The organism is Methylocystis sp. Sn-Cys (assembly GCF_016745395.1).
Classification (GTDB): domain Bacteria; phylum Pseudomonadota; class Alphaproteobacteria; order Rhizobiales; family Beijerinckiaceae; genus Methylocystis; species Methylocystis iwaonis.
Genome location: NZ_JAERVJ010000009.1, coordinates 192,675 through 215,371, shown reverse-complemented (window position 1 = coordinate 215,371; position 22,697 = coordinate 192,675). Strand labels below are relative to the sequence as shown.

Below are 22,697 nucleotides of genomic sequence, written 5' to 3'. Positions count from 1 at the left end.
GTCAGGCTCATAACCTGAAGGTCGCAGGTTCAAATCCTGCCCCCGCATCCAAGCTCACGTTTCCCCAAAAGAGCCCTGAAAAAAGCCTTCTCGCCGCGCCGAAAGGCGTCTGCAGAACTCGACCCGGCATCGTGCGCCGGCGCGGCCCCACGCCGCCGGCGATCCGTTCTCGGCGAGCGCGCACGCGATCGAGGCGCAAGTGCGCGCCGCCTTCTATTGCGAACAGATTGCTGGAAAGGAATGGTTGCAGGACAATCGCTGCTCACTTGCCGGCAAGCAATTGCGGGGCTGTCGCTGCCTTTGGCTCCGCAATTCTGAGGGGAAGGACGCCATGCGGCCTCAAGGCCGCGCCGCGGCGCCAAGCAATCAAGCCTTCCTGACAAACTCCGATTTGAGATAGATCGCGCCAATCCCATCGATTTTACACGCGATATTATGACCGTCGACAGCATCGTCGACCAAGCGGATGTTTTTGACCTTGGCGCCGCTTTTAACGGTCGAGGATGATCCCTTGACCTTCAAATCCTTGATCAGGCTCACCGTATCGCCCGTCGCCAGCGGATTGCCATTGGCGTCGCGCACACCTTCGCCTTGCGCTGGAGCTTCAGGCGCAGCCTCCGCTTCGTTCCACTCATGCGCGCATTCCGGGCAAGTCCACAAAGCGCCATCCTGGTAAGCATATTCCGAACCGCATTTTGGACACTTCATGTCTATCCATTTCCTGTGTCTTAGAGCGCATTCCGCAAAAGTTGAAAGACCTTTGCGATAGGGATGCGCTCCAGCTTTTTGAATCTGCAAGCGTTCCTATCACTCGCATGATTTCTATGCGAGCGGAAAGCGCGCGAGAGGGAAGTAGCTTCTCCTACTCTATCCGTGGCCGAAACGGAACCGGCGCAGGCGCGTCCCGCAGTCGGATATTAGGCGGCTGATCGTGAGGCCGTTGCCGCCTCCAAATTGCAACTTTCCAGTAATTGACCTACGAAAATCAGAATTTCAGATCGCCAAGACTTCGAAGGCATGGGCCGCTCCGAAAGTGGCGGTGCGCCAAACTCCCACGCTCGGATCGCTACGATTACGGCTTCCTCCAGCCGCGCCTGTTCGAGCAGGTTCGTGCTGCGTTTATGGAATGGCGCAGAACGCGAAAGGGAAGAAGACGCCCCCGAAGGAATATCGCTGCGTCTTGTATCGGTGCGTCCCTCCGCAAAAATCCCGCTGGCGCCCTTTTCTCCAAGGCCGCGGACTTTAGGTTTGGCCCTTGGGAGGCCTGCGCGGGGAGGACGCAACAATGGCGGAAGACAAAGTGGTCGTCGGCGTCGTGGCTCTGCTTTACTTTGCCGCCTTCGTCGAGATTTTCGTCGCGGGATGGTGAGGCGCAGGGGCGCTGCGCCTGTTGGTCGCGACGACGAAGGGCCGTCAAAGGCTCGGCGGAACCTTGCGTCCCTGGATGGGAATCATGAACCAATGCAGCACGGCGAAGCCGGCGGAAATGAGCCCTGATCCATAGACGAGGGTCGCAAGTTTCGGATCTTTGATTCCGTAGCTCACGATCGCCAGCAACAAGCCAAGGATGGCGACTGCCAAGGGGGTCGAACTCCGCGCGCTCATTTTACTTTAGCCTTGTTCAATTCGAGTTGTGACGGTCGCCTTCGCGACAGATTCCGCACCATGAGCTGGATAGTATCCATCAAGCAGGCATGAATGGGGCGGCGGCCCTTGCGAGCTTACGGGACGTGAAAAACCTGCCCGGGCTCAGACGCGCTTTTCGTCGACAACATGTTGTCCGGTTGTGGCTGGGGCGGGAGGATTCGAACCTCCGTATGGCGGAATCAAAATCCGCTGCCTTACCACTTGGCGACGCCCCAAAGCGCTCGCTCTCCATAATGCGGCCGGCGCCGCTCTGCAACCCGGGAGTATGGCATTTGGCTCAAGACCACGCCTCGAGCCGCGCCAGCCTGGGGAATTTCTTGGATTGGTGGCGCTCCATGCGCCCGAGCACTTCGCGCAAGAAGCGCACGCCCTGCGGCAGATAGCTGCCCTTGTTGAGCATGACGCAATCGGCGCGCTGCGCCATGGCGGCGTCGGTCGTTTCGGGGCGGCTGGCGACGCCTTCGTGGACGAATTGATCGAGCACCTGGGTCGCCCAGATCACGGGGACATGCGCGGCCTCGCAGAGCCAGAGAATCTCCTCCTGCATCTCCGAAAGACGCACGAAGCCGACTTCCACGGCGAGATCGCCGCGCGCGATCATGACAGCAGCCGGACCACGCGCCGCCGCGGCCACGATCAGCCTCGGAAGGTTGCGGATCGCGCGCGGCGTCTCGATCTTGAGCACGAGGCCCTGCCGGGGCGCATCCGGGCGCCGGGCGGCAAGCTCACGATCGAGCAAAGCGATGTCCTCGACCCGCTGCACGAAGGAGAAGCCGACAAGGTCGGCGAGCTTTGCGACGGCGTCGAGATCGGCCAGATCCTTGGGCGTCAACGGCGAAAGCTCGAGGTCGACGGCGGGAAGATTGACGCCCTTGCCAGGCTTGAGCCGCAGCCCCTTGGCGCGGGCTGCAGTGATCTCGATTTCGACGCCGTCGCTTTCGCGGGCAAGGACACGGCCAGAGGCCTTGCCGTCGTCGAAGGAAATCTCGGCGCCCGCCTGGAGTTGGCCGACGATGCGTGGGAAATTCAACGCCGCGGCGATCCCCTTGCCGCGCTTATCGAGTTGATCGACGAGGCGCAGGCGGTCGCCGGCGAAGAGGCGGCATTTCTCGGGCCCGCGCACCTCTTCCAAGCGCAGCTTGGGGCCGGCGACGTCCATCAGCACGCGGCAGGGCCGCCCGAGCCGCTCGGCGGCCGAGCGGACATGGCCCGCCATGCGCGCCCAGGCGGCGGCGTCATCGTGCGCGCAATTGATCCGGGCGCAATCCATACCCGCGTCGATCAGCGCGGCGACGAGGCCGGGATCGTCGGCGGCTTCGCTCGGCAGAGTCGCCATGATGCGGGTGCGCGTGTCGCCGTCGCCGAATATCTGGTCGCAAGCGGCGGCGAGGGCGTCGTCGCTTCGGCGCGCGGGATAAGCCGCGGTCTCTCCGCAGAGCCGGCGCAGAGTCGAAAGAAGCGCATCGAGCGCGCCGAGCACATCCGCTTCGCTCCGCCCGAGCGAGGAGAGGCCGTAAGAAGCGAGGCGCAATTGCAGCGCGATCAGGTTGCGCCCGCGCAGGGCGAGGTAATAAGCAAGGTTGCGGGCGCCGGGCATCGCCGCTGCTGCGGCGCCCCAATCGGCGAGGCGCGCGTCGCCTTCCGTTTGGACTGCCTCGCGCAGGGCCGCGACGTCGTCGCGCAGCGTCCTGAGATCGCGCTCGGTCGTGTCCATCAGCTCACCGCCTCCTCGCGTGATTTAAGCATGAGCGAAGCGACAGGACTGTTACACGGCGTCGTTCCGCTCCGCCGTCATTGCGAGGAGGCGAAGCCGACGAAGCAACCCAGGGCAGCAACGCGGCCCTGGGTTGCTTCGCTTCGCTCGCAATGACGGCGGCTCTAAAGGCGCATCAATGCGCCGGCGCGGCCTCGCCGGAGAGGCGCTGCAATCGCGACTCTTCCAGATCGAGCTCCGCTTCGATCGCGTGCAGCGTCGCGTCGTGGATGTCTCCGGCGCGATGCAGGCGCAAAAGCTCCGCGCGCGCGCCGCCAACGGCGGCGAGCGCCATGGCGAAATGGGCGCGCTTGGTTTCAATCAGCGCGTCGCCCTCGCGCTGGGCGCGTCGGTGGATCGCCACGCGGCGCCGGTAATCCTCGAGTAGCATGGGATGCCGCTCCTTGCCGTCCCCATCGACTTCGGCGGCAACCACGAGAATCGCCGCCTGATAGACCTTCTCGCGCGCCGCGTGGTCGTCGAGATGCGCAACCGCGCCGGGGGGACGGGCGGTCGGCTTCAGCCAATCGACGAGTGGGCCGAGCGTTGCGCCTTGCAAAAGCACGGTGACGGCGATGACGACGAAGGTCGCCAGCACGATGAAATCACGGCCGGGAAAATCGGCCGGCAAAGCGAGCGCCGCGGCAAGGCTCACGACGCCGCGCATGCCCGCCCAGCCGACGACGATGGGGACGGAGACGGACGGGCAGGGGTCATAATTGCGCACGGCGGGCGCGAGGCGCGGCAGATAAGTGGCGGGGAACACCCAGACAAAGCGCGCGCCGATGACGGCGGCGGTGACGATCAACGCGTTGACAACGGCCGAGGCGGCGGCCGCATTGACGCCGCCGAGTCCTTCGACGACCTTGCGCAGCGCCAGTCCGATCAGGATGAAAACCATCGCCTCCATGACGAAGACGGCGGCGCGCCAGACCGTCTGCATCTCGATGCGGCTTTGCGCATCGAGAATGGCGTGCTGGGCCCAGCCCATCAGGAGTCCGGCCGTCACCACGGCCAATACGCCGGAGACATGCAGCGCCTCGGCGCCGACATAGGTCGCCCAGGAGATGAGGAAGCTTGCGAGAATGAGGAGCTGCGTGTCGCGCAGGCGCGACATGGCGCCGTTGGCGAAGAGGCCCGCGACGAGGCCGACGGCGACGCCCCCCGCCGACAGGCGGCCGAACATGATCGCGGCGTCCGACCAGTCGAAGACGCCGGTGAGCGCAGCGGCCGCCGCCAGGCGGTAGAGCATCAGCCCGGAGGCGTCGTTGACGAGACTCTCGCCTTCGAGGATCGTCACGAGCCGCGGCGGGACCGGGACGCGCTGCAAAACAGCTTTGGCGGCGACGGCGTCGGGCGGCGAGACGATGGCGCCCAGGCAAAAGCCGGCCGCGAGCGGCAGCTCTGGCAGCAACGCATGCACGACGAGGCCGACGACGAGCGTGGTGAAGATCACCGCGCCGATGGCGAGCATGAGGATCGGCCGCAGATTGGCTTTGAAATCGCGCCAGACGGTGAAATAGGCGCTCGCCTGCAGCAGCGGCGGCAGAAAGAGCGTCAGGATGAATTCCGGGTCGATCGTGAAGGGCGGCTTGGCGGGGGTGAGCGCCAGCGCCATGCCGCCGATGACATAGGCGGCGGCGGGCGGCATCCTCAGATGCTTGGCGACAAGCGACAAAAGCAGCGCGGCAATGAGCAGCGCGAGAAGGATCGTGAAAGGGGCGTGGGTCATATCGCTCCCAGCCTAGAGCATGAGCGGCGCCGATTGAAAGGCGGGCGTTGTTGGAAATTGGTTCGATTGGCTCGTGTCATACCATTTCCGTTTGAACAGCTCGCATTGGGCCTTGAAGCCCGACCGGGAATCCAGAGCCACAAAAGCGCTGGCTCTGCTCAGAGCCCGTCATTGCGAGCGAAGCGAAGCAATCCAGGGCAGCGATGCGGCCCTGGATTGCTTCGTCGGCTCCGCCTCCTCGCAATGACGGCAGTGATTTCCTGTGTGTCCAAACGGCGCGAGCGTCGGGAATGGCGCCGAACCAATCAAGCGGATCTCGTATCATTCCCGACGCTCGCGACGCGAGCGATCCGGAATCCAGAGCAAAACTAGCGCTCTTGTGGCTCTGGATTCCCGATCGGGCGTTCGGCCCGCCGGGAATGACAGCGGCCCGGTGTGAGCGGTTCAAGCGGAAATAGCGCTAGACCGATACGGCCCCGGCGCTCGCCGCCGCGGCGTGCAGCGCCGCGATGTTGCCGGCATATTGGGAGGGCCCGCCGCGGAAGGCCGCCGAGCCCGCGACCAGCGCGTCGGCGCCGGCTTCGACGATGGCGGGGGCGGTCTCGGGCGTCACGCCGCCGTCGACTTCGAGGCGGATGGGGCGGGGGCCGATCATCTCTCGGATGGCGCGGATTTTGGCGAGCTGGGCGGGAATAAAACTCTGGCCGCCGAAGCCCGGGTTGACGCTCATGACGAGGATGAGGTCGATGTCGTCGAGCACATATTGCAGCGCGCTCTCATGCGTCGCCGGATTGAGCGAGACGCCCGCCTTCTTGCCGCGCGCGCGAATGGTCTGCAGCGAGCGATGCAGATGCGGACCGCCTTCCGCATGGACCGTGATGATGTCCGCCCCGGCGTCGGCAAAGGCGCCGATATAGGGGTCGATGGGCGAGATCATCAGATGCACGTCGAGCGGCAGCTTGGTGTGCGGCCGCAGCGCCGCGACCACGGCGGGGCCGAAGGTGATGTTGGGCACAAAATGCCCGTCCATCACGTCGAGGTGAATCCAATCGGCGCCAGCAGCCTCCATGGCGCGGGTTTCCTCGCCGAGCCTGGCGAAGTCGGCGGAGAGGATGGAAGGGGCGATGATGGCGTTGGGCGGCACGGGCGATTTATCCTACTCGTCGAAGAGGTCCGCATGCGATCCAGTGCGGGCGAGCTGCAGTTCCTCGCCTTCGATGCGGTAAATCAGCAGCCAGTCGGGCTCAATATGCAGATCGCGAAAACCTTTCCATTCGCCTTTCAACGGATGGTCGCGATAATCGGGCGGGAGCGAAGCGCCTTCGAGCAAGAGCAGGAGGACGGCTTTGAGCTTATCGAGGTCTTTGCCGCGCCTCTCGGCGAGCTTCACATCCTTTTTGAAGCGCCCGGACCGGACCGGCGTCAGCATTCAAAGATCCAGGTCTTTGAAAAGCTCGGTCGCGTTGCTGAACCGCTCCCCCTTGCCCGAAGCCAATTCGTTCATCGCCTCGACGGTTTCGGCGTTTGGCGCGCCGGTTTCGAAAGGCAGGCGCTGCTGATCGACAATGCGCAGCATCAGCAGGCGGATGGCGTCCGAGATCGACAGGCCCATCCCCTCCAGGACGGCCGCGGCGCGTCTCTTCGTCTCCGAGTCGATCCGGGCCTGGACGATTTCATCCGAGGACATGTGAGGGCTCCCAATCGTCTGCTGAGGATATTAATCTCGAGGAGGGCCCATTCAAGCCTGAAAGCACCTTGAGAGGAGCTGGGGCGCCAATCGAAAGGACGCGGCATGAACGCGGCGGCTCGAGGCGCGGCGGTCGCGTTGAAAAACGGGCGCAGAAGAAGCAGTCAGCTAGTCCAGTTCAAGTATTTCACGGTGAAGTCTGCGAGATAAGCTATTGAATTTAGCCTGTTTTGCGCGGAGCTTTTCCACGTCTCCACCCTTGTTGCTGAACCACGTCAGTATTTCCTTGTGCAACTCATCGAATGCCGCAAGCAGGTCGTCTCCATTTCGCGGCGCAAGGGGGACGAACTTCTCCAGCCTAAGCCGTTCAATGGCAAGAAAATAAGCGGTGTCTCTTATATACTGATCAAATTTCTTAAGCTCTTCGTCGATGTCCCCCGTTACGAAGGAGTCTTTGTTTTTTAGTTTGAAGTATGTGGCTACTACAGATGTCGCCTTCTCATCTATCTCACTTGACGATTTTGCGAACTCGTCGGCCCATTGCTTTGCAAGAGCAGAGCTTCGTTCGGCGAGCTTATTCTGTTTCTGAATTGTCGAATTGATGATAAATCCAAACGCTGCAATGATAAACGGTGTGGCGATTGATGCTATATCCTTGAAATGAGCTAAAAAGTCCATAGTATAGTTCACCGCTCGATTGTAGTCGATTGCAATAATGACTTTGTCGAAAAGGCGGCTGCGCGCTCGAACGGAATCGAGCGAACTCCATTCCATCCTCGGCCGGGAGCCCCGGCCGAGGTACGTCGTCAAACCCTCACTCCGCCGCCTTCTTCGTCGCGAACTGCGGATCGAGCGCGCCGCTGGCGTAGCGCTTGGCCATCTCCGCCATCGGCACGGGCTTGATCTTGCTCGCCTGGCCGGCCGTGCCGAATTCCTCGTAGCGCTGCTTGCAGACCTTCACCATGGCGTCCTGCGCGGGCTTTAGATATTTGCGCGGGTCGAACTCGCCCTTGTTCTTGTTCAGCGTCGCGCGGATGGCGGCGGTCATGGCGATGCGGCAGTCGGTGTCGATGTTGATCTTGCGCACGCCGAATTTGATGCCGCGCTGGATTTCCTCAACCGGCACGCCCCAGGTCTGGGGCATTTCGCCGCCGGCGGCGTTGAAGGCGTCCTGCAGCTCCTGCGGCACCGAGGACGAGCCGTGCATCACGAGATGGGTGTTGGGCAGGCGGCGGTGGATTTCCTCGACCACCTTCATCGCGAGGATCGCGCCGTCGGGCTTGCGCGTGAATTTGTAGGCGCCGTGCGAGGTGCCCATGGCGATGGCGAGCGCGTCGACTTTGGTGCGGGCGACGAAATCCTCGGCTTGCGCCGGGTCGGTCAGCAACTGGTCGTGGCTGAGCTTGCCTTCGGCGCCGTGGCCGTCTTCCTTCTCGCCTTCGCCGGTCTCCAGCGAGCCGAGCACGCCGAGCTCGCCCTCGACCGAGGCGCCGACCCAATGCGCGAGATCGACGACGCGGCGGGTGACGTCGACATTGTATTGATAGTCGGCGGGCGTCTTGCCGTCGGCCTTGAGCGAGCCGTCCATCATCACCGAGGAGAAGCCGAAGCGGATGGCGCTGGCGCAGGTGGCTTCGCTATTGCCATGGTCCTGGTGCATCACGATCGGGATGTCGGGATACATGGCGATGAGCGCCTCGATCATCTTGGCGAGCATGATGTCGTTGGCGTAATTGCGCGCGCCGCGCGAGGCCTGGATGATGACCGGCGCATCGACGGCGGCGGCCGCCTCCAGCACCGCGAGGCCCTGCTCCATATTGTTGATGTTGAAGGCGGGCACGCCATAGTCGTGCTCGGCGGCGTGATCGAGAAGCTGTCGCAGGGTGACGAGGGCCATTGGGAAGATTCTCCCTTATTAGAGGCGGATGCCGAGTGAAATAGCGGGAACTTGCGCGGTTATCTACATCGTACGGGAAACAAGGGCCAGCCGCGGCGAGGAGAGCTTGACAATCGTTCCCCGCCCGTCATGGCCGGGCTCGGTCCCGGCCATGACGGCGACCCGGAGGCAGGGAGGCGGAGAGAGAATCCGCCTCTAGGACATTCAGTGACTCTCGCGCAGGCCCACGTGGCGCTCGAGGCGGAGCAGGCGCTCCTCGAACTCGCTCAGCAGGACGCCGTGTCCCACCGCCGAGGAGTGATATTCCACCACAGCGCGGCGCAGCCCCACGATCTGGTCGGAGAGACGCTTTTCGAGGGTCAGCATGTCGGACGCGACATCGGCGCGGAGCGAATGCATTTCGGAACGAAGCTCAGTTTTGGCGTCGCCGATCTCGGCGCGAAGCTGGACTCGCAGCGCGTCCACTTTCGCATCGACGGCGTCAACTTTCTTATCGATCTTGCGCAGCAGCGCTAATGTGAGGTTTTCGGGTTCGTCGCTCAAAGCTGGGTCCATTATGCAAAATGCCTCGGCCGTACGCCGGCCGAGGCACTCTAACACATCTCTTGCGGAGCTGCCCGTCCGGCGAAGCTCCGAACCCGCTCAGGCGCGGGCCGCCCCGACCAGCGCGACGCCCGCTTCCGCCACCGCTTCGGCCGTGATGCCGAAATGCTTGTAAAGCTCCGGCGCCGGGGCGCTGGCGCCAAAGCCCGTCATGCCGATGAAGACGCTATGCTCGCCGAGCCAGCGGTCCCAGCCGAGCCGCGCCGCCGCCTCGACGCCGATGCGCGGGCCCTTGCCCAGCACCTGAGCGCGATAGTCGGCGGATTGCGTCTCGAACAGCTCCCAGCAGGGCATGGAGACAACCGCCGCCTTTATTCCCTTCGCGGCGAGCGCATCGGCGCCGGCGAGCGCGATCTCGACCTCCGAGCCCGTGGCGAGGATCGTCACGTCGCGGCCGCCCTCGGGCTCGCGCACGACATAGGCGCCCTTGGCGGAGAGATTTTCGCTCACCGGGCGATCCAGCGTGGGCAGGTTTTGGCGCGAGAGGCTGAGCAAGGAAGGGGTCGCCTTCTGCGCGATGGCCAGCTCCCAGCATTCCGCCGTCTCGATGGCGTCGGCCGGGCGGAAGACGAGGAGATTGGGCATGGCGCGCAGCGACGCCAGATGCTCGATCGGCTGATGCGTCGGGCCGTCCTCGCCGAGGCCAATCGAGTCGTGGGTCAGCACATAGATCACGCGCAGGCCCATGAGCGCCGAGAGGCGGATGCCGCCGCGCGCATAGTCCGAGAAAACCAGGAAGGTGCCGCCATAGGGCACGAAGCCGCCATGCAGCGCGATGCCGTTCATGGCCGCCGACATGCCGAATTCGCGCACGCCATAGTGGAGGTAGCGGCCGGAAAAATCGCCCGGCCGGACCGAGCCCATGCCCTTGGTCAGCGTGAAATTGGAGTGGGTGAGGTCGGCCGAGCCGCCGATCGTCGCCGCCGTGGCCTCATTGATGACGCCGAGCGTCATTTCAGAGGATTTTCGGGTCGCGACCTTGGGCTTCTCGGCGGCGAGCGTCGCGCGGAAGGCCGCGAGCGGGCCGGCGATTTCCGCTGCGACATCGTTCGACAGGAAGGTCTCGAGGGCGCGGCCCTTCGGCGAGGCGGCGAGGCGCTTCTCCCACGCTGCGCGCGCGCCCGCGCCGCGTTGGCCGGCGGCGCGCCAGGCGGAGAGGATCGGCTCCGGCACGTCGAAAGGCGTATGCGGCCAGAGCAGCGTCTCGCGGGCGGCGGCGACTTCCGTCGCGCCGAGCGGCGCGCCATGGACGGACTCCTTGCCCTGCTTGCCGGGCGCGCCATAGCCGATCACGGTGCGGCAGGCGATCATCGAGGGGCGCGGGTCGGCCTTGGCGATCTCGATCGCCTTGGCCACAGCCTCCATATCGTGTCCGTCGACGCGCTGCGTGTGCCAGCCGGCGGCGGCGAAGCGCGCGCATTGGTCCGTCGAGGTCGAGAGATCGGTCGGGCCGTCGATGGAAATCGAATTATCGTCCCAGAACACGATCATGCGCGAGAGCTTCAAATGCCCCGCGAGGTCGATCGCCTCATGGCTCAGGCCCTCCATCAGGCAGCCGTCGCCCGCGATGACGTAAGTGTTGTGGTCGACGAGATCGTCGCCGAAGCGCGCGGCGGTCAGGCGCTCGGCGATCGCCATGCCGACGGCGGTGGCGAGGCCCTGGCCCAGCGGGCCCGTGGTCGTCTCGACGCCCGGCGCATGGCCATATTCCGGGTGCCCCGCCGTCGGCGCGCCGAACTGGCGGAAGTTTTCGAGATCGGCCTTGGTCATGCCCGGATAGCCGAGCAGATAGTGCAGGGCGTAGAGCAGCATGGAGCCGTGGCCGGCCGAGAGCACAAAGCGGTCGCGATCGGGCCAATCCGGCTGGCTGGCGTCGAACTTCATGAAGCGCTGGAACAGCACGGTGGCGACGTCGGCCATGCCCATGGGCATGCCCGGATGGCCGGATTTGGCCTTTTCCACCGCGTCCATGGCGAGGGCGCGGATGGCGTTGGCGCAGCTACGCGCGTCGAGTTCGAGTGCTCTGGACATATTCCGTTCTTTCAGGTCGCGCTCTTACGGCGCTTCACGAGTTCGAGGATCCTCGGCGTGAGGATGAGCTGCATCGCGAGATCGAGCTTATTGCCGGGAATGACGATCGAATTGGCGCGCGACATCCAGCTCCCGGCGATCATCGTCACGAGATAGGGAAAGTCCACCCCGCGCGGCTCGCGGAAGCGGATGACGACGATGGATTCGTCAGGCGTCGGGATGGAGCGCGCGACGAAGGGGTTTGACGTATCGACGGTCGGCGCCCGCTGGAAGTTGATGTCGGTCTCCGAGAACTGCGGGCAGATGTAATGCACATAGTCGTGCATGCGGCGCAGAATGGTCTCGGTCACGGCCTCGGTGGTGTAGCCGCGCGAGTTGCGGTCGCGGTGGAGCTTCTGGGTCCATTCGAGGTTAATGACCGGCACGACGCCGATCTTGAGATCGGCGTAGCGGGCGACATTGACCTCGTCGGTCACCACCGCGCCATGCAGCCCCTCATAGAAGAGGATGTCCGTATTGGGGGGCAGCTCCTGCCAATCGGTGAACTGCCCGGGCGGCACGGCGAGCTGGGCAGCCTCGTTCTCGTCATGGGCGTAGTGGCGGTAGCGGCCAGAGCCTGTCTCGCCATATTCGCGGAAGAGGTTCTCCAGCTCCGGGAGGAGATTGGCGTCGGAGCCGAAATGGCTGAAATGCGGATTGCCCTTGGCCTGCGCCTCGGCCATCCTGGCTTTCATTACGTCGCGGGGGTAGCGATGGAAGCTGTCGCCTTCGACATAGGCGACCTCGATGCGCTCACGGCGGAAAATCTGCTCGAAGGTCGCCTTGACCGAACTCGTGCCCGCCCCGGACGAGCCGGTGATCGAGATGATAGGGTGTTTGACCGACATCGGCGCGCGACCCAGTGAGTTCCTTTTCGAGCTTACGGCGATCTGCTGCAAGGCCTGCCGCGCTGGGCTTGTCGCATGCCTGTCCGGTAAAGGAAAGGCTTTCGAGGATTGGGCCCAAAGCAAAGAGGCGCGCGCCCCCGGAACGGCGCAGGTTCTCATCCTGCCCTTGGCGTGCTAAGGGGCGCAGGGCGGGCTTTGCCGCCCATCAGACCAAGGAGCACGGCTTGAGCAGGAACGTCCCGATGGCCCAGAAACAGGAAGAGGGCGGACTTCTGGAGACCGTCAAGGTCATCGTCCAGGCTCTGGCCATTGCGCTCGTCATTCGCACGCTGCTGTTCCAGCCGTTCAACATCCCCTCCGGGTCGATGATCCCGACGCTGCTCATCGGCGATTACGTCTTCGTCTCCAAATACGCCTACGGCTATTCGAACTATTCCATGCCTTTCGGGCCGAATGTGTTCTCCGGCCGCATTCTCGCCTCGCCGCCCAAGCGCGGCGACGTCGCGGTCTTCAAGCTGCCGCGCGACAATGAGACGGACTATATCAAGCGCGTGATCGGCATGCCCGGCGACCGCATCCAGATGATCGAAGGCCGCCTCTACATCAACGGCGTCGTCGTGCCGCGCGAGAAAATCGACAAGGCGCGGACCGAAAATCGCGAAGGGCAGGAGGTTCCGGTCGCGACCTATCGCGAGACGCTGCCGGGCGACGCCGAACATGCCGGGGTCGAGCACACGATCATCGAGATCGAGGGCGACCACGGCATCAACGACAACACCGAGCTTTTCGTCGTGCCGCCGGACCATTACTTCATGATGGGCGACAACCGCGACAACTCGACGGACTCGCGCATCGCGCCGGAGCTTGGCGGCGTCGGCTATGTGCCCTTCGTCAATCTCGTCGGCCGCGCGGAAGTCATTTTCTTCTCCGTGAAGAAGGACGAATCCGCGCTCGCCTTCTGGCGCTGGCCCTGGTCGGTGCGCTGGGATCGGCTCTTCAAGCCGGCGCATTGAGCGGACATAGATGGCGCGGAGCAAGCCCGATCTCTCGGCGCTGGAGGAGCGCATCGGGCACGCCTTCAAGGATAAGGCCCTGCTGCGCTGGGCGCTGACGCATGTCAGCGCCGCGACGCAGCGCCCGGATTCCTACGAGCGGCTGGAATTCCTGGGCGACCGAGTCCTGGGCCTCGCCGTTGCGCATATGATCTATGAGAGCTTTCCGGGCGACAGCGAGGGCGAGCTGTCCCGCCGGCTCGCTGCGCTGGTGCGCAAGGAGACTTGCGCGGAAGTCTCGGAAAGCTGGGGCGTCGGCCCCCATATGCGGCTCGGCGAGGGCGAGGCGCAGACGGGCGGACGCAAGAAGCGCGCAATCCTCGGCGACGTCTGCGAGGCGATCATCGGCGCGGTCTTTCTCGACGGCGGGGCGCTGGCCGCGGAAGCCGTGGTGCGCGCGGCCTTCGGCCCGAAAATGCACGATGTCGGACGCAGCCTGCGCGACGCCAAGACGGCGTTGCAGGAATGGGCCCAGGCCCGCCGGCTCGCGCCGCCGCGCTACCGGGTGGTGACGCGCAGCGGGCCCGACCACGCGCCCTCCTTCGAGCTGGCGGTGGAAATCGAAGGGTTCGACTCCGCACTCGGGGCGGGAAGCTCCAAGCGCGCCGCCGAGCAGGCGGCCGCGGCGGCCTTCATGGCGCGCGAGGGCGTGCAGGAGTAGGGTTTCTTCCCTTTCCAATTTCACGAGTCCGAGGCGTGATCCTCTTCCCTCCCCCTTGCGGGGAGGGTTAGGGTGGGGGAAGCCGCGATGACAATCTAGATTGTCGACCCCCACCCCTACCCCTCCCCGCAAGGGGGAGGGGGACGCGGCGCCGGCGCCGGCGCCGATACATCCCAACCGATGGGAAGATGGAAGACGAATTGACCGACACCAACGCCACGGAACAGGAAACGCGCTGCGGCTTTGCGGCGCTGGTCGGCGCGCCCAACGCCGGCAAGTCGACGCTGCTCAATCAGCTCGTGGGCGCCAAAGTCTCCATCGTCTCGCGCAAGGCGCAGACGACGCGGGCGCTGGTGCGCGGCATCGCCATCGACGGGCCGGCGCAGATCGTGCTCGTCGACACGCCCGGCATTTTCAAGCCCAAGCGTAAACTGGATCGCGCCATGGTGGCGAGCGCGCTTTCTGGCGTCGCGGACGCCGATGTGGTGGCGCTGCTAGTCGACGCCCGCAGAGGCCTCGACGAAGAGGTCGAGGCGATCCTGACGCAGCTCGCGCAAGCGAAGGCGCCCAAGGTGCTCGTCCTCAACAAGGTCGACGTCGTTCCGCGCGAAAAGCTGCTGGCGCTCACCGCGAAGCTCAACGAGCGCGCGAAATTCGACGAGACCTTCATGGTCTCGGCGCTCACCGGCGACGGCGTCCAGGATTTGCTGCATGCTTTGGCGAAGCGCATGAAGCCGGGGCCCTGGCTCTATCCGGAAGACCAGCTCTCCGACGCGCCGCTGCGGCTGCTTGCGGCCGAGATCACCCGCGAGCAGATTTACGAGCGGCTGCACGACGAATTGCCGTACCAGTCCACGGTCGAGACCGATATTTGGACGAACCAGAAGGATGGCTCGGCGCGCATCGAGCAGACCATCTATGTCGCGCGCGAAGGCCAGAAACGCATCGTCATCGGCGAGGGCGGCAAGACGATCAAGGCGATTGGCGCTGCGGCGCGTCGCGAGATCGCGGAAGCCGCCGAGCAGCCCGTGCATCTCTTCCTCTTCGTGAAGGTGCGCGAGAACTGGGCGGAGGACCCCGAACGCTATCGCGAAATGCGGCTCGATTATCCGAAAGGCGAATAATATCGGGCGAGTTGATTCGCGAGGGCGCCATGGCCAAGAAATCGAAAACGCTGACCGTCTACCGCTATCTCACCGGCCCCGACGACGCGGCCTTCTGCCACCGCGTGACCGAAGCGCTGAGCAAGGGCTGGCAACTGCACGGCGGGCCGACGTTGACCTTCGATAGTGCGCAAAACCGCGTGATCTGCGGGCAGGCGGTGATCAAGGACGTCGAGGGCGTGGAATACAGCCCCGAGATGAAGCTCTCCGAGCAATAGCCCTACGCCATCGTCGCGATCCCATCCCTCCCCCTTGCGGGGAGGGCAGGGTGGGGGTAGCCGCGATCGCGATCGAGATTGTCGACCCCCACCCCTAGCCCCTCCCCGCAAGGGGGAGGGGGATTAGATTGTCATCACTGAGACTGCGGGGAACAGTCGAGAAACCCGGTCATGGAATGGCAGGACGAAGGCCTCGTCATCGGCGCCAGGAAGCATGGCGAGACCTCGGTCATCCTGGAGCTGATGACGCGCGCTCATGGCCGCCATCTCGGCGTCGTGCGTGGCGGCCGCTCCAAGGCCATGCGGCCTGTTCTACAGCCGGGGAATCTCGTCGCCTCCACCTGGCGGGCGCGGCTCGAGGACCATATGGGCGCCTATGCCGTGGAGCCGCTCGCCTTGCGCGCCGCGCGCTATCTCGACCGCGCTGCGGCCCTGCATGGCGTGACGATGCTTGCGGCGTTGCTGCGCCTTCTGCCGGAGCGTGATCCGCATGAGGCCTTGTTCGACATGGCCGAAGCCATCGCCGTGCGGCTCGATTCGCCCAACGCCGCCGCGCCGCTGATGGCGCAATTCGAGCTCGCGCTGCTCGGCGCCTTGGGATTTGGCCTCGATCTGGAACGCTGCGCCGTCACCGGAACGCGCGACGATCTCGCCTATGTGTCGCCGAAAACTGGCCGCGCGGTGAACCGGGAGGCCGGCGCGCCATGGCGCGATCGGCTGCTGCCCTATCCGCGCTTCTTACAGGAAGAAACCGAAAACGCGGCTCCCGAGGAGATCGCCGACGCCTTTCGTTTGACGGGCTATTTCCTGACCTGCGACGTGCTCGCGCCGCGCGGCGCGGCTCTGCCGGCCTCGCGCGCGCTTTATATCGCTGCCTTGGGGTAGATCCAGGGCTGCGAATACAGGTTAACAACGCAGCCGCGTCATGCCCGCGCTTGTCGCGGGCATCCACGCCAGGACATTATGACACGCGGGAAGAAGGAGCGGCGTCGTTCCCGCTCATGTTCTTGAGCTTTCCGCGTCGGCGCGGCGTGGATGGCCGCGACAAGCGCGGCCATGACGCTGGAACGCTTCTGCTCGTTAACCCGAATTCGGAGCCTTAGGGATAGATCAGCGCGCGTTGTCGCAGATGACGCGCGACTCGTGATTCGTCACGCCGTAACCCTCGTCCGTGTCGACCACGACCTCGCGGCAGACCGCCTGCATGCCGCTATCGTTGCGCGCTTCTTCCGTGCCGGCCTGCTGATGATGGCGCGGCGCGCGCGCCGAATCATTGGCGGCGACCCGCGGGGATTCGAGGGCGAGCGCCGCGCCCGCCAATTGCGCCAGGCCAAGAATCACGAATGCTCTGAGGATCGATGCCATTCGGAAGCCACAGAAATTTATGAGGAAACTTGGCTCGGGGAAGCTGAGCCGGCGGTGTTGCCTTTTCTAGGGAGCGGGACGGCGCCCCGCAAGCGTTAATTTTCCACTGAGCCCGATAAGCGGTGAGAATCGCATCGAGGGCTTGATTTGCCGTCACGTAGCTCGCTTGGCGCTTGCGCCGGCGCGTCGCTGCGCCTAGTACGGGCGAAAATCCAACAGAGGCGAAGGGTCGAATGGCGCAGAAAGGCGGCGCGGGAAAGGGCAAGGACGGCGGCGGCGAAAGCGTGGTGACGCCCGTCGATCTGCGCGAGGCGCTGGAAGAACGCTACCTCCGTTACGCCCTCTCGACGATCACCGACCGCGCCTTGCCCGACGTGCGCGACGGCTTGAAGCCCGTGCATCGTCGCATTCTTTACGGCATGCATGTGCTGCGACTCGATCCCGGCGCGCCGTTCAAGAAATGCGCGAAGATCGTCGGCGATGTGATGGGCTCCTATCATCCGCATGGCGATCAGGCGATCTATGACGCGCTGGTGCGCCTCGCGCAGGATTTCTCCTCTCGCTATCCGCTCGTCGACGGACAGGGCAATTTCGGCAATATCGACGGCGATTCGGCCGCCGCCTATCGCTACACCGAAGCGCGCATGACCGCCGTCGCGCGCTCTCTGCTCGAGGGCATCGACGAGGACGCGATCGACTTCAAGCCCAATTACTCGGGCGAGGAGAAGGAGCCCGTCGTGCTCCCCTCGGCGCTGCCCAATATGCTGGCCAATGGCGCGCAGGGCATTGCGGTGGGCATGGCGACATCCATTCCGCCGCATAATCTCGCCGAGCTTTGCGACGCCGCGCTCTATTTGATCTCGCATCGCGCCGCGACGAGCGAGCAATTGCTCACCTTCGTGCAGGGGCCGGATTTCCCCACGGGCGGCATCATCGTCGACAAGCGCGAGGAGATTATCGAAGCCTATCGCACCGGACGCGGCTCCTTCCGCGTGCGCGCGCGCTGGGTGAAGGAAGAGCTGCCGCGCGGCGGCTGGGTGACGGTTGTCACCGAGATTCCTTACGGCGTGCAAAAATCGCGGCTGATTGAGAAGCTCGCCGAGCTGATTTCCGAGCGCAAGCTGCCGCTCGTCGCTGACGTGCGCGACGAATCGGCGGAGGATGTGCGCATCGTCTTCGAGCCGCGCGCGCGCAATGTCGATCCGGCGCTGATGATGGAGACGCTCTTCAAGCTCTCGGAGCTGGAGACGCGTTTCAGCATGAATATGAACGTGCTGGTCGACGGCGTGACGCCGCGCGTGGTTTCGCTCGACGAAGCGCTGCGCCAGTGGCTCGATCATCGCCGCACGGTGCTGCAACGCCGCTCGCGTCATCGCTTGGCGGCGATCCTGCGCCGCATCGAGCAATTGGAAGGCATGATTGTCGTCTTCCTCAATCTCGACGAGGTGATCCGCATCATCCGCGAGGAAGACGACGCCAAGGGCGAGTTGAAGAGAGTCTTCAAGCTCACCGATCTGCAGGTCGATTATATTCTCGACACGCGGTTGCGCTCCTTGCGCAAGCTCGAAGAGATGGAGCTGCGCCGCGAGCTCGATGATCTCACCAAGGAACGCGCCGAGCTCGAAAGCCTGCTCGAGGACGAAGGCAAGCAGTGGAAGACCATTGCGGGGCAGGTGCGCGACCTCAAAAAGCTCTATGGCCCACAGACGCCGGTCGGCAAGCGCCGCACCACTTTCGAGGACGCGCCGGCGGCGGTCGATCTCGACCTCGCGGAAGCGATGATCGAGCGCGAGCCGATCACGGTCGTCGTGTCGAAGAAAGGCTGGATTCGCGCGCTGAAAGGCCATGTGCAGGATTTGTCGACCCTGCAATTCAAAGGCGACGACGCGCTGGACACGAGCTTCTTCGCGCAGACGACGACGAAAATTCTCGTGCTCGCGACAAACGGCAAGGCCTTCACGCTCGACGCCTCGAAACTGCCGGGCGGGCGCGGTCATGGCGAGCCGATCCGTCTTTACGCCGATATCGACGAAGGCGCGGATGTCGCGCGCGTGCTGCCGCATACGTCGGGGGCGTCGTTGCTGCTGATCGCGGATGATGGGCGCGGCTTCGTGGTGGCGCAGGATGATCTGTTGTCATCCACCAAAAAGGGCCGCGCCGTGCTCTCCGTCGAGCCGCCCGCGAAGCTGAAAGTGGCGACGGAAGCCGCAGGCGATCACGCTGCGATCATCGGCGAGAACAGGAAGCTCCTCGTCTTCCCGCTGGAAGAGGCGCCGCGCATGGCGCGCGGCAAGGGCGTACGCATGCAGCGCTACAAGGACGGCGGCGTGGCGGATGCGAAAGTATTCTCGCTCGCCGACGGGTTGAGCTGGACGGATGCGGCTGGCCGCGTGTTCAACGTGGCGGCGGCGGAGCTGACGGAATGGATGGGGCATAGAGCGGAGGCGGGAAGGCTGCCGCCGAGAGGGTTCCCGAAGAATAACCGGTTTGGGTGAGGCGACCGTCCCCGTCATTGCGAGGAGCGTAAGCGACGAAGCAATCCAGAGCCTCATCACGGCCCTGGATTGCTTCGCTTCGCTCGCAATGACGGCGTAAGGGGACTTCTGACGGCCGTCAAAAGGCGCGACCAATCAACGTGTGCGCGGCCCAGTCTCCGACGCGAAGGCCGCTCTCGCGCAGCGAGCATTGCGCGCGGCGTAGCGCTTCCGCCTTCGTCTGGCCGTCGAGCCAATGGCGGTAGAACTCCTCGGCCAATTTCTGCGCGTGATCCGGATCGACATAGAACAGGGTTGCAACGAGAGACGGCGCGCCGGCTTCGAGAAAGGCTTGGCGGAATCCCCCAACTTCGCCAGCAAGCCGGGCCCGGAAGCCGCCCGAGCGACACGCGTTGAGAAACACGAGGTCAGCTTGGAGCCACGGCCCCTCCGCCTTGATCAGGGCGCGGGCGGTTAGATGGCCGCCGGTTAACTGCAAGGCCGAGGCGCTGAGCGTGTCCATGACGCCGGCGAGCACGTTGCCGTGGCAGGCCAAATGGATCACTCGAAAGCGCGCGGCTTCTGCGAGAAATCGTTCGGGAGTGGCTTCCGGCTCCGACAAATACAGGCTTTGCTTCCTCCAGTCGGGCTTGCCGTCGAAAAGTCCGGCGACCGCCTTCGCGTGGGCGGCGAAGCTGATCTCTCCGACGCCGCCGGCGCCGAGCGTCAGGCAGGATTTCGTCTCTTGCGGGCGCCGCCCGAGGCATTCGAGTAAGCTCGCCACCGACGGCGCGATAACGGTCGCGCAACGCTCAACCAGCGAAACGCCGCCCTTTCCGGTCAAGGCCGCGAATGGGATCGAATGGAGGTGCGAGTCGGGGACGATATAGAGGGTTTTGCAGGTCTCGGCCGTTTCAAGAAGCGCCGCCAGGGGCCGTTGCAGCGCTTCCGAAATGCCAGGCAGCGCATCGGCGAGACCCGCGTTCCATTGCTGCGGCCCATCATCGGCGGTCGGTAGCAACTTCTGCAGTTGAGCCTCGCCGAAATCGGCGGAGACTTCGCGCACGGGGCGGCCCGGGGCGACGATGAAGACGACCGTGTCGATCGGGCCGACAGAGAACAGGGCCAGCGCTGCGGGTCCATCTGGGTGTCGTGCAAGAGCGTCGATGAGAAGCGGCAGGATGTCGCGCGAGGATGCTGGGCCAGCGGGCGAGATCAGTTGACCGTGCGCGCGCAGCAGCCGACCGCGACCGCGTTCGGCCCACTCGAACCCCTCGGCGGCGCGTCCGAGCCGGGCGCAGATGCGCGCGGCCGCCGCGTAGGCGGCCTCGATATGCTGCAATTCGTCCCGGCCCGCGCCCGGCCCGTCGCCGAGCGGATCACGCCGTCGCTCTGGAAACAGGCTCACAGCTTCAATGGCGTCGGCGAGCGCCTCCTCATCACGCCCGAGGCGCTGCAGCGCCGCGCTGCGGGCGGCCAACGCCGCGCCGCGGGTCTGGGCGTTGGCGGCGGCGTCCAGCGCGCCGTCGATGTCCGTCAGCGCGGCGGCGTAATCACGATCGAGAAAGCGGGCCATCGCGCGCTGCAACCACGCCTGGGCGGAACCCTCGCCGTCCCGAGCGTCGCGGCAGGCGCGCAACACGACGTCGAGCTCGGCAATGGCGCGCCTTCGCTCCGCCGCTTCGCCGCCCGCGATCAACAGGCGGATCAAATCGCGCCGTGCGCCGTCGATAAACCCGGCGATGCCGGTCTCATTGCCGATCGCCAGCGCCTCATCGAACAGCTTGATCGCCTCCTGGCGACGGCCAGGGCGATCCTCGCAAAACCGGCCATAGGTCATGCGCGTCGTCCAGCGCTCGCGCGGGCTCTTGGCGGCCAAGAGCGCAGCCTTTAGCCGGCGGTCGGCGCGCGCATAGCCTTCCCGCTCGATGAGCGCCTGCCCACGCAAGAGCTGCATGTCGATCTTATAGGCCTCGTCGTCGGCGAGCTCTGGCGCTCCGCCGCGATCGAGTTCGGCGTTCATCGCGTCGAGCACCGCGCCCGACGCGTCCCAGCGCAACGCATACTCGTAGCGCTGGCGCCAGATGCTGCGAATGAGCACGGGTTGGCGGCTCTTGATCGCGGCTTTGTAGGCGAGATCGAGCGTTCGCGCATATTTCTCGCGGTCGCCGCGCGCGAGGGCGATATGCGCAAGGAGACCGAGGCTTCGCGATACGCCCTCCATCGAGCGTCGAGCCTGCATCTCCCTCTTCGGCGCGCCGATCCGGTCGGCCCAGCGCTCGGGATCGGCAAAAGATTCGGCGATCTCGACCGCCTCGGTCATCGCCGCTTGCGCCGCTTCGAGATCGCCTGCCTCGAACTCGATCTTGCCGAGGGTCTCCAGGAGAAGCGCGCGTTCGGGGTCGTCGGGGGCGGTCAAGTCGAGACCACGCCGGCACGCCGCTCGAGCGCCCGCGTAATCGCCGGTCATCGCGAGGGCGCCGGCTACTCCGAGCCACAGGACAATACCCGCTTTGCGGGCGCGCTCCGCCAGGTGGCGCCCCAACGCACTCGCGAGCGGACTTGGCTCCGCCGCCCATGCCCCGATGTCGCGGGCGATACTCTCCGCCTCCCCGGCAAGCGCTCGCAGGGGGCCGAGGACCTCTTTGGGCTGCGTCGCAACCAATGAATGGAGGCTTCGCCCCTGACGTTCGAGCATGGCGAGGCGCTCCGCCAAGGCCCGGAAGCGCGTTTCGCCCAGATCGCTCATCAGGCGCCGAAAAGGGAGGACTTCACCGTGTTAGGCAAGGCTTTGACGAAGCCGGTCACTTCGTGCGCAAGCTTGGCGCCGTCCTGGAGTTGGCCCCATTCGATCGTTTCGAGCTTGCCGTCCTTGAACTTGATTTTCTTCGGCACGGCGATCATCGCAAGAATGACGACCCCGGCCAGAAGCGTCAGGTCCATATGAGGCTGCGCCGCACGCCGTAGCGCCTCATCGAGATAATCACGAAGGCCAGGGGTCTGCGCCGCTTGGTCGAGAACGAGGCGGGCCACCTCGCCGCGCGCCTCGGTTTCCCTTTCCGCGAGCATTGCGTCGAGGAAAGGCGCGACGTCGGGCGGCGCGCCGTCGCGAGCCTCTTTGGCCAAATCATCGAGATCGGCGATGGTTGGCTTGCCCCCGTCGAACAGATCGACCGGCAACAGATCGAATAATTCCTTCACCGCCTGTTGCGCTTGTCCCGGCGACAACGCCGCTATCCGTTGATCCATGAATTTGCCTCCTGAGCCGGCGAGCGACCGCCCGGTAGGATTACAATCAGCGTCGCTTGCTTTTGCTAACAATGGTCCGATGAAATCTTGTTCGATTATGTCGGGGAAACGCGCGCCCGGCAAGCGGCGAGGCTTCGAGGCGCCGCCACGCGCGCGGCAGGGGCGTGCGCAGGTTTCCGAAGAATAACGGGTTTGGGTGAAGTGGCCGCCCCCGTCATTGCGAGCGAAGCGAAGCAATCCAGAGCCTCATCGCGGCCCCTGGATTGCTTCGTCGCTTC

Annotated in this window: 21 protein-coding genes and 1 tRNA gene; 6 read left to right on the top strand and 16 right to left on the bottom strand. The window is 64.8% G+C overall.

Going from position 1 to position 22,697, the window contains the following annotated elements:
• Positions 1 to 366: 366 nt before the first annotated feature.
• From JJT62_RS16795 to JJT62_RS16735, 13 genes are all read right to left on the bottom strand, one after another.
• Positions 367 to 708 carry a zinc ribbon domain-containing protein YjdM gene (locus JJT62_RS16795; RefSeq protein ID WP_202073939.1) on the bottom strand — a complete coding sequence of 114 codons (342 nt, stop codon included), beginning with the start codon at positions 706 to 708 and terminating at the stop codon, positions 367 to 369.
• Positions 709 to 1,413: 705 nt separating this feature from the next.
• The gene (locus JJT62_RS16790) at positions 1,414 to 1,581 is read right to left on the bottom strand and encodes a hypothetical protein (protein WP_210340702.1); all 168 of its coding nucleotides are present in this window, start codon (positions 1,579 to 1,581) and stop codon (positions 1,414 to 1,416) included.
• Between the two features lie 206 nt (positions 1,582 to 1,787).
• A tRNA-Gln gene (locus JJT62_RS16785) sits at positions 1,788 to 1,862 on the bottom strand.
• A 62-nt stretch (positions 1,863 to 1,924) separates the two neighbouring features.
• Complete coding sequence (locus JJT62_RS16780) at positions 1,925 to 3,361, bottom strand: pyruvate kinase (protein ID WP_202073926.1); 1,437 nt, start codon at positions 3,359 to 3,361, stop codon at positions 1,925 to 1,927.
• A 175-nt stretch (positions 3,362 to 3,536) separates the two neighbouring features.
• Positions 3,537 to 5,132 (bottom strand): Na+/H+ antiporter, encoded by a 1,596-nt coding sequence (locus tag JJT62_RS16775; protein ID WP_202073925.1) that lies wholly within the window; start codon positions 5,130 to 5,132, stop codon positions 3,537 to 3,539.
• 460 nt (positions 5,133 to 5,592) lie between these two features.
• Positions 5,593 to 6,276, bottom strand: coding sequence for a ribulose-phosphate 3-epimerase (gene rpe / locus JJT62_RS16770; RefSeq protein WP_202073924.1), 684 nt, complete (start codon positions 6,274 to 6,276; stop codon positions 5,593 to 5,595).
• Positions 6,277 to 6,288: 12 nt separating this feature from the next.
• Positions 6,289 to 6,561 (bottom strand): type II toxin-antitoxin system YafQ family toxin, encoded by a 273-nt coding sequence (locus tag JJT62_RS16765; protein ID WP_202073923.1) that lies wholly within the window; start codon positions 6,559 to 6,561, stop codon positions 6,289 to 6,291.
• Complete coding sequence (locus JJT62_RS16760; RefSeq protein ID WP_202073922.1) at positions 6,562 to 6,819, bottom strand: type II toxin-antitoxin system RelB/DinJ family antitoxin; 258 nt, start codon at positions 6,817 to 6,819, stop codon at positions 6,562 to 6,564.
• A 168-nt stretch (positions 6,820 to 6,987) separates the two neighbouring features.
• Complete coding sequence (locus JJT62_RS16755) at positions 6,988 to 7,629, bottom strand: hypothetical protein (protein WP_202073921.1); 642 nt, start codon at positions 7,627 to 7,629, stop codon at positions 6,988 to 6,990.
• Between the two features lie 4 nt (positions 7,630 to 7,633).
• Entirely contained in the window at positions 7,634 to 8,716 is a 1,083-nt protein-coding gene (gene fba, locus JJT62_RS16750) for a class II fructose-bisphosphate aldolase (protein WP_202073920.1), read from the bottom strand.
• 204 nt (positions 8,717 to 8,920) lie between these two features.
• The gene (locus JJT62_RS16745; RefSeq protein ID WP_246744953.1) at positions 8,921 to 9,259 is read right to left on the bottom strand and encodes a hypothetical protein; all 339 of its coding nucleotides are present in this window, start codon (positions 9,257 to 9,259) and stop codon (positions 8,921 to 8,923) included.
• Between the two features lie 99 nt (positions 9,260 to 9,358).
• Positions 9,359 to 11,350 (bottom strand): transketolase, encoded by a 1,992-nt coding sequence (gene tkt, locus JJT62_RS16740; RefSeq protein WP_202073918.1) that lies wholly within the window; start codon positions 11,348 to 11,350, stop codon positions 9,359 to 9,361.
• 11 nt (positions 11,351 to 11,361) lie between these two features.
• Complete coding sequence (locus tag JJT62_RS16735) at positions 11,362 to 12,237, bottom strand: phosphoribulokinase (protein ID WP_202073917.1); 876 nt, start codon at positions 12,235 to 12,237, stop codon at positions 11,362 to 11,364.
• A 242-nt stretch (positions 12,238 to 12,479) separates the two neighbouring features.
• Here JJT62_RS16735 and lepB point away from each other — a divergent pair, with 242 nt between their 5' ends.
• The 5 genes from lepB to recO all read left to right on the top strand — a co-directional run bounded on the left by lepB (position 12,480) and on the right by recO (position 16,216).
• Positions 12,480 to 13,250, top strand: a complete 771-nt coding sequence (gene lepB / locus JJT62_RS16730; RefSeq protein WP_202073916.1) for a signal peptidase I — start codon at positions 12,480 to 12,482, stop codon at positions 13,248 to 13,250.
• A gap of 10 nt (positions 13,251 to 13,260) precedes the next feature.
• Positions 13,261 to 13,950, top strand: coding sequence for a ribonuclease III (gene rnc, locus JJT62_RS16725; protein WP_202073915.1), 690 nt, complete (start codon positions 13,261 to 13,263; stop codon positions 13,948 to 13,950).
• Positions 13,951 to 14,138: 188 nt separating this feature from the next.
• Entirely contained in the window at positions 14,139 to 15,074 is a 936-nt protein-coding gene (era, locus tag JJT62_RS16720) for a GTPase Era (protein ID WP_202073914.1), read from the top strand.
• 29 nt (positions 15,075 to 15,103) lie between these two features.
• Entirely contained in the window at positions 15,104 to 15,331 is a 228-nt protein-coding gene (locus JJT62_RS16715; RefSeq protein ID WP_202073913.1) for a DUF1737 domain-containing protein, read from the top strand.
• A gap of 171 nt (positions 15,332 to 15,502) precedes the next feature.
• Positions 15,503 to 16,216: a DNA repair protein RecO gene (gene recO, locus JJT62_RS16710; RefSeq protein WP_202073912.1), complete on the top strand. Its 714-nt coding sequence runs from the start codon at positions 15,503 to 15,505 to the stop codon at positions 16,214 to 16,216.
• Between the two features lie 225 nt (positions 16,217 to 16,441).
• Here recO and JJT62_RS16705 read toward each other — a convergent pair whose 3' ends face one another.
• Positions 16,442 to 16,672 carry a hypothetical protein gene (locus JJT62_RS16705; protein ID WP_246744952.1) on the bottom strand — a complete coding sequence of 77 codons (231 nt, stop codon included), beginning with the start codon at positions 16,670 to 16,672 and terminating at the stop codon, positions 16,442 to 16,444.
• 257 nt (positions 16,673 to 16,929) lie between these two features.
• Between JJT62_RS16705 and parC the strand changes: the two genes are divergently transcribed.
• Positions 16,930 to 19,191 (top strand): DNA topoisomerase IV subunit A, encoded by a 2,262-nt coding sequence (gene parC / locus JJT62_RS16700; protein ID WP_202073910.1) that lies wholly within the window; start codon positions 16,930 to 16,932, stop codon positions 19,189 to 19,191.
• A 118-nt stretch (positions 19,192 to 19,309) separates the two neighbouring features.
• On the opposite strand, the gene JJT62_RS16695 is transcribed toward parC, so the two are convergent.
• A complete protein-coding gene (locus tag JJT62_RS16695) occupies positions 19,310 to 21,919 on the bottom strand; it encodes a CHAT domain-containing protein (RefSeq protein ID WP_202073909.1) in 2,610 nt (869 codons plus the stop codon).
• Entirely contained in the window at positions 21,919 to 22,419 is a 501-nt protein-coding gene (locus JJT62_RS16690; RefSeq protein ID WP_202073908.1) for a hypothetical protein, read from the bottom strand. The genes JJT62_RS16695 and JJT62_RS16690 overlap by 1 nt, the downstream gene beginning before the upstream one ends.
• Positions 22,420 to 22,697 lie beyond the last annotated feature (278 nt).

Excerpts from the sequence above, each read along its gene's own strand:
- JJT62_RS16735 (WP_202073917.1), bottom strand. The coding sequence starts at position 12,237 with ATGTCGGTCAAACACCCTATCATCTCGATCACCGGCTCGTCCGGGGCG.
- era (WP_202073914.1), top strand. The coding sequence starts at position 14,139 with ATGGAAGACGAATTGACCGACACCAACGCCACGGAACAGGAAACGCGC.
- rnc (WP_202073915.1), top strand. The coding sequence starts at position 13,261 with ATGGCGCGGAGCAAGCCCGATCTCTCGGCGCTGGAGGAGCGCATCGGG.
- recO (WP_202073912.1), top strand. The coding sequence starts at position 15,503 with ATGGAATGGCAGGACGAAGGCCTCGTCATCGGCGCCAGGAAGCATGGC.
- fba (WP_202073920.1), bottom strand. The coding sequence starts at position 8,716 with ATGGCCCTCGTCACCCTGCGACAGCTTCTCGATCACGCCGCCGAGCAC.
- JJT62_RS16795 (WP_202073939.1), bottom strand. The coding sequence starts at position 708 with ATGAAGTGTCCAAAATGCGGTTCGGAATATGCTTACCAGGATGGCGCT.
- JJT62_RS16775 (WP_202073925.1), bottom strand. The coding sequence starts at position 5,132 with ATGACCCACGCCCCTTTCACGATCCTTCTCGCGCTGCTCATTGCCGCG.
- JJT62_RS16760 (WP_202073922.1), bottom strand. The coding sequence starts at position 6,819 with ATGTCCTCGGATGAAATCGTCCAGGCCCGGATCGACTCGGAGACGAAG.
- JJT62_RS16715 (WP_202073913.1), top strand. The coding sequence starts at position 15,104 with ATGGCCAAGAAATCGAAAACGCTGACCGTCTACCGCTATCTCACCGGC.
- JJT62_RS16765 (WP_202073923.1), bottom strand. The coding sequence starts at position 6,561 with ATGCTGACGCCGGTCCGGTCCGGGCGCTTCAAAAAGGATGTGAAGCTC.
- parC (WP_202073910.1), top strand. The coding sequence starts at position 16,930 with ATGGCGCAGAAAGGCGGCGCGGGAAAGGGCAAGGACGGCGGCGGCGAA.
- JJT62_RS16695 (WP_202073909.1), bottom strand. The coding sequence starts at position 21,919 with ATGAGCGATCTGGGCGAAACGCGCTTCCGGGCCTTGGCGGAGCGCCTC.
- JJT62_RS16780 (WP_202073926.1), bottom strand. The coding sequence starts at position 3,361 with ATGGACACGACCGAGCGCGATCTCAGGACGCTGCGCGACGACGTCGCG.
- JJT62_RS16690 (WP_202073908.1), bottom strand. The coding sequence starts at position 22,419 with ATGGATCAACGGATAGCGGCGTTGTCGCCGGGACAAGCGCAACAGGCG.
- lepB (WP_202073916.1), top strand. The coding sequence starts at position 12,480 with ATGGCCCAGAAACAGGAAGAGGGCGGACTTCTGGAGACCGTCAAGGTC.
- tkt (WP_202073918.1), bottom strand. The coding sequence starts at position 11,350 with ATGTCCAGAGCACTCGAACTCGACGCGCGTAGCTGCGCCAACGCCATC.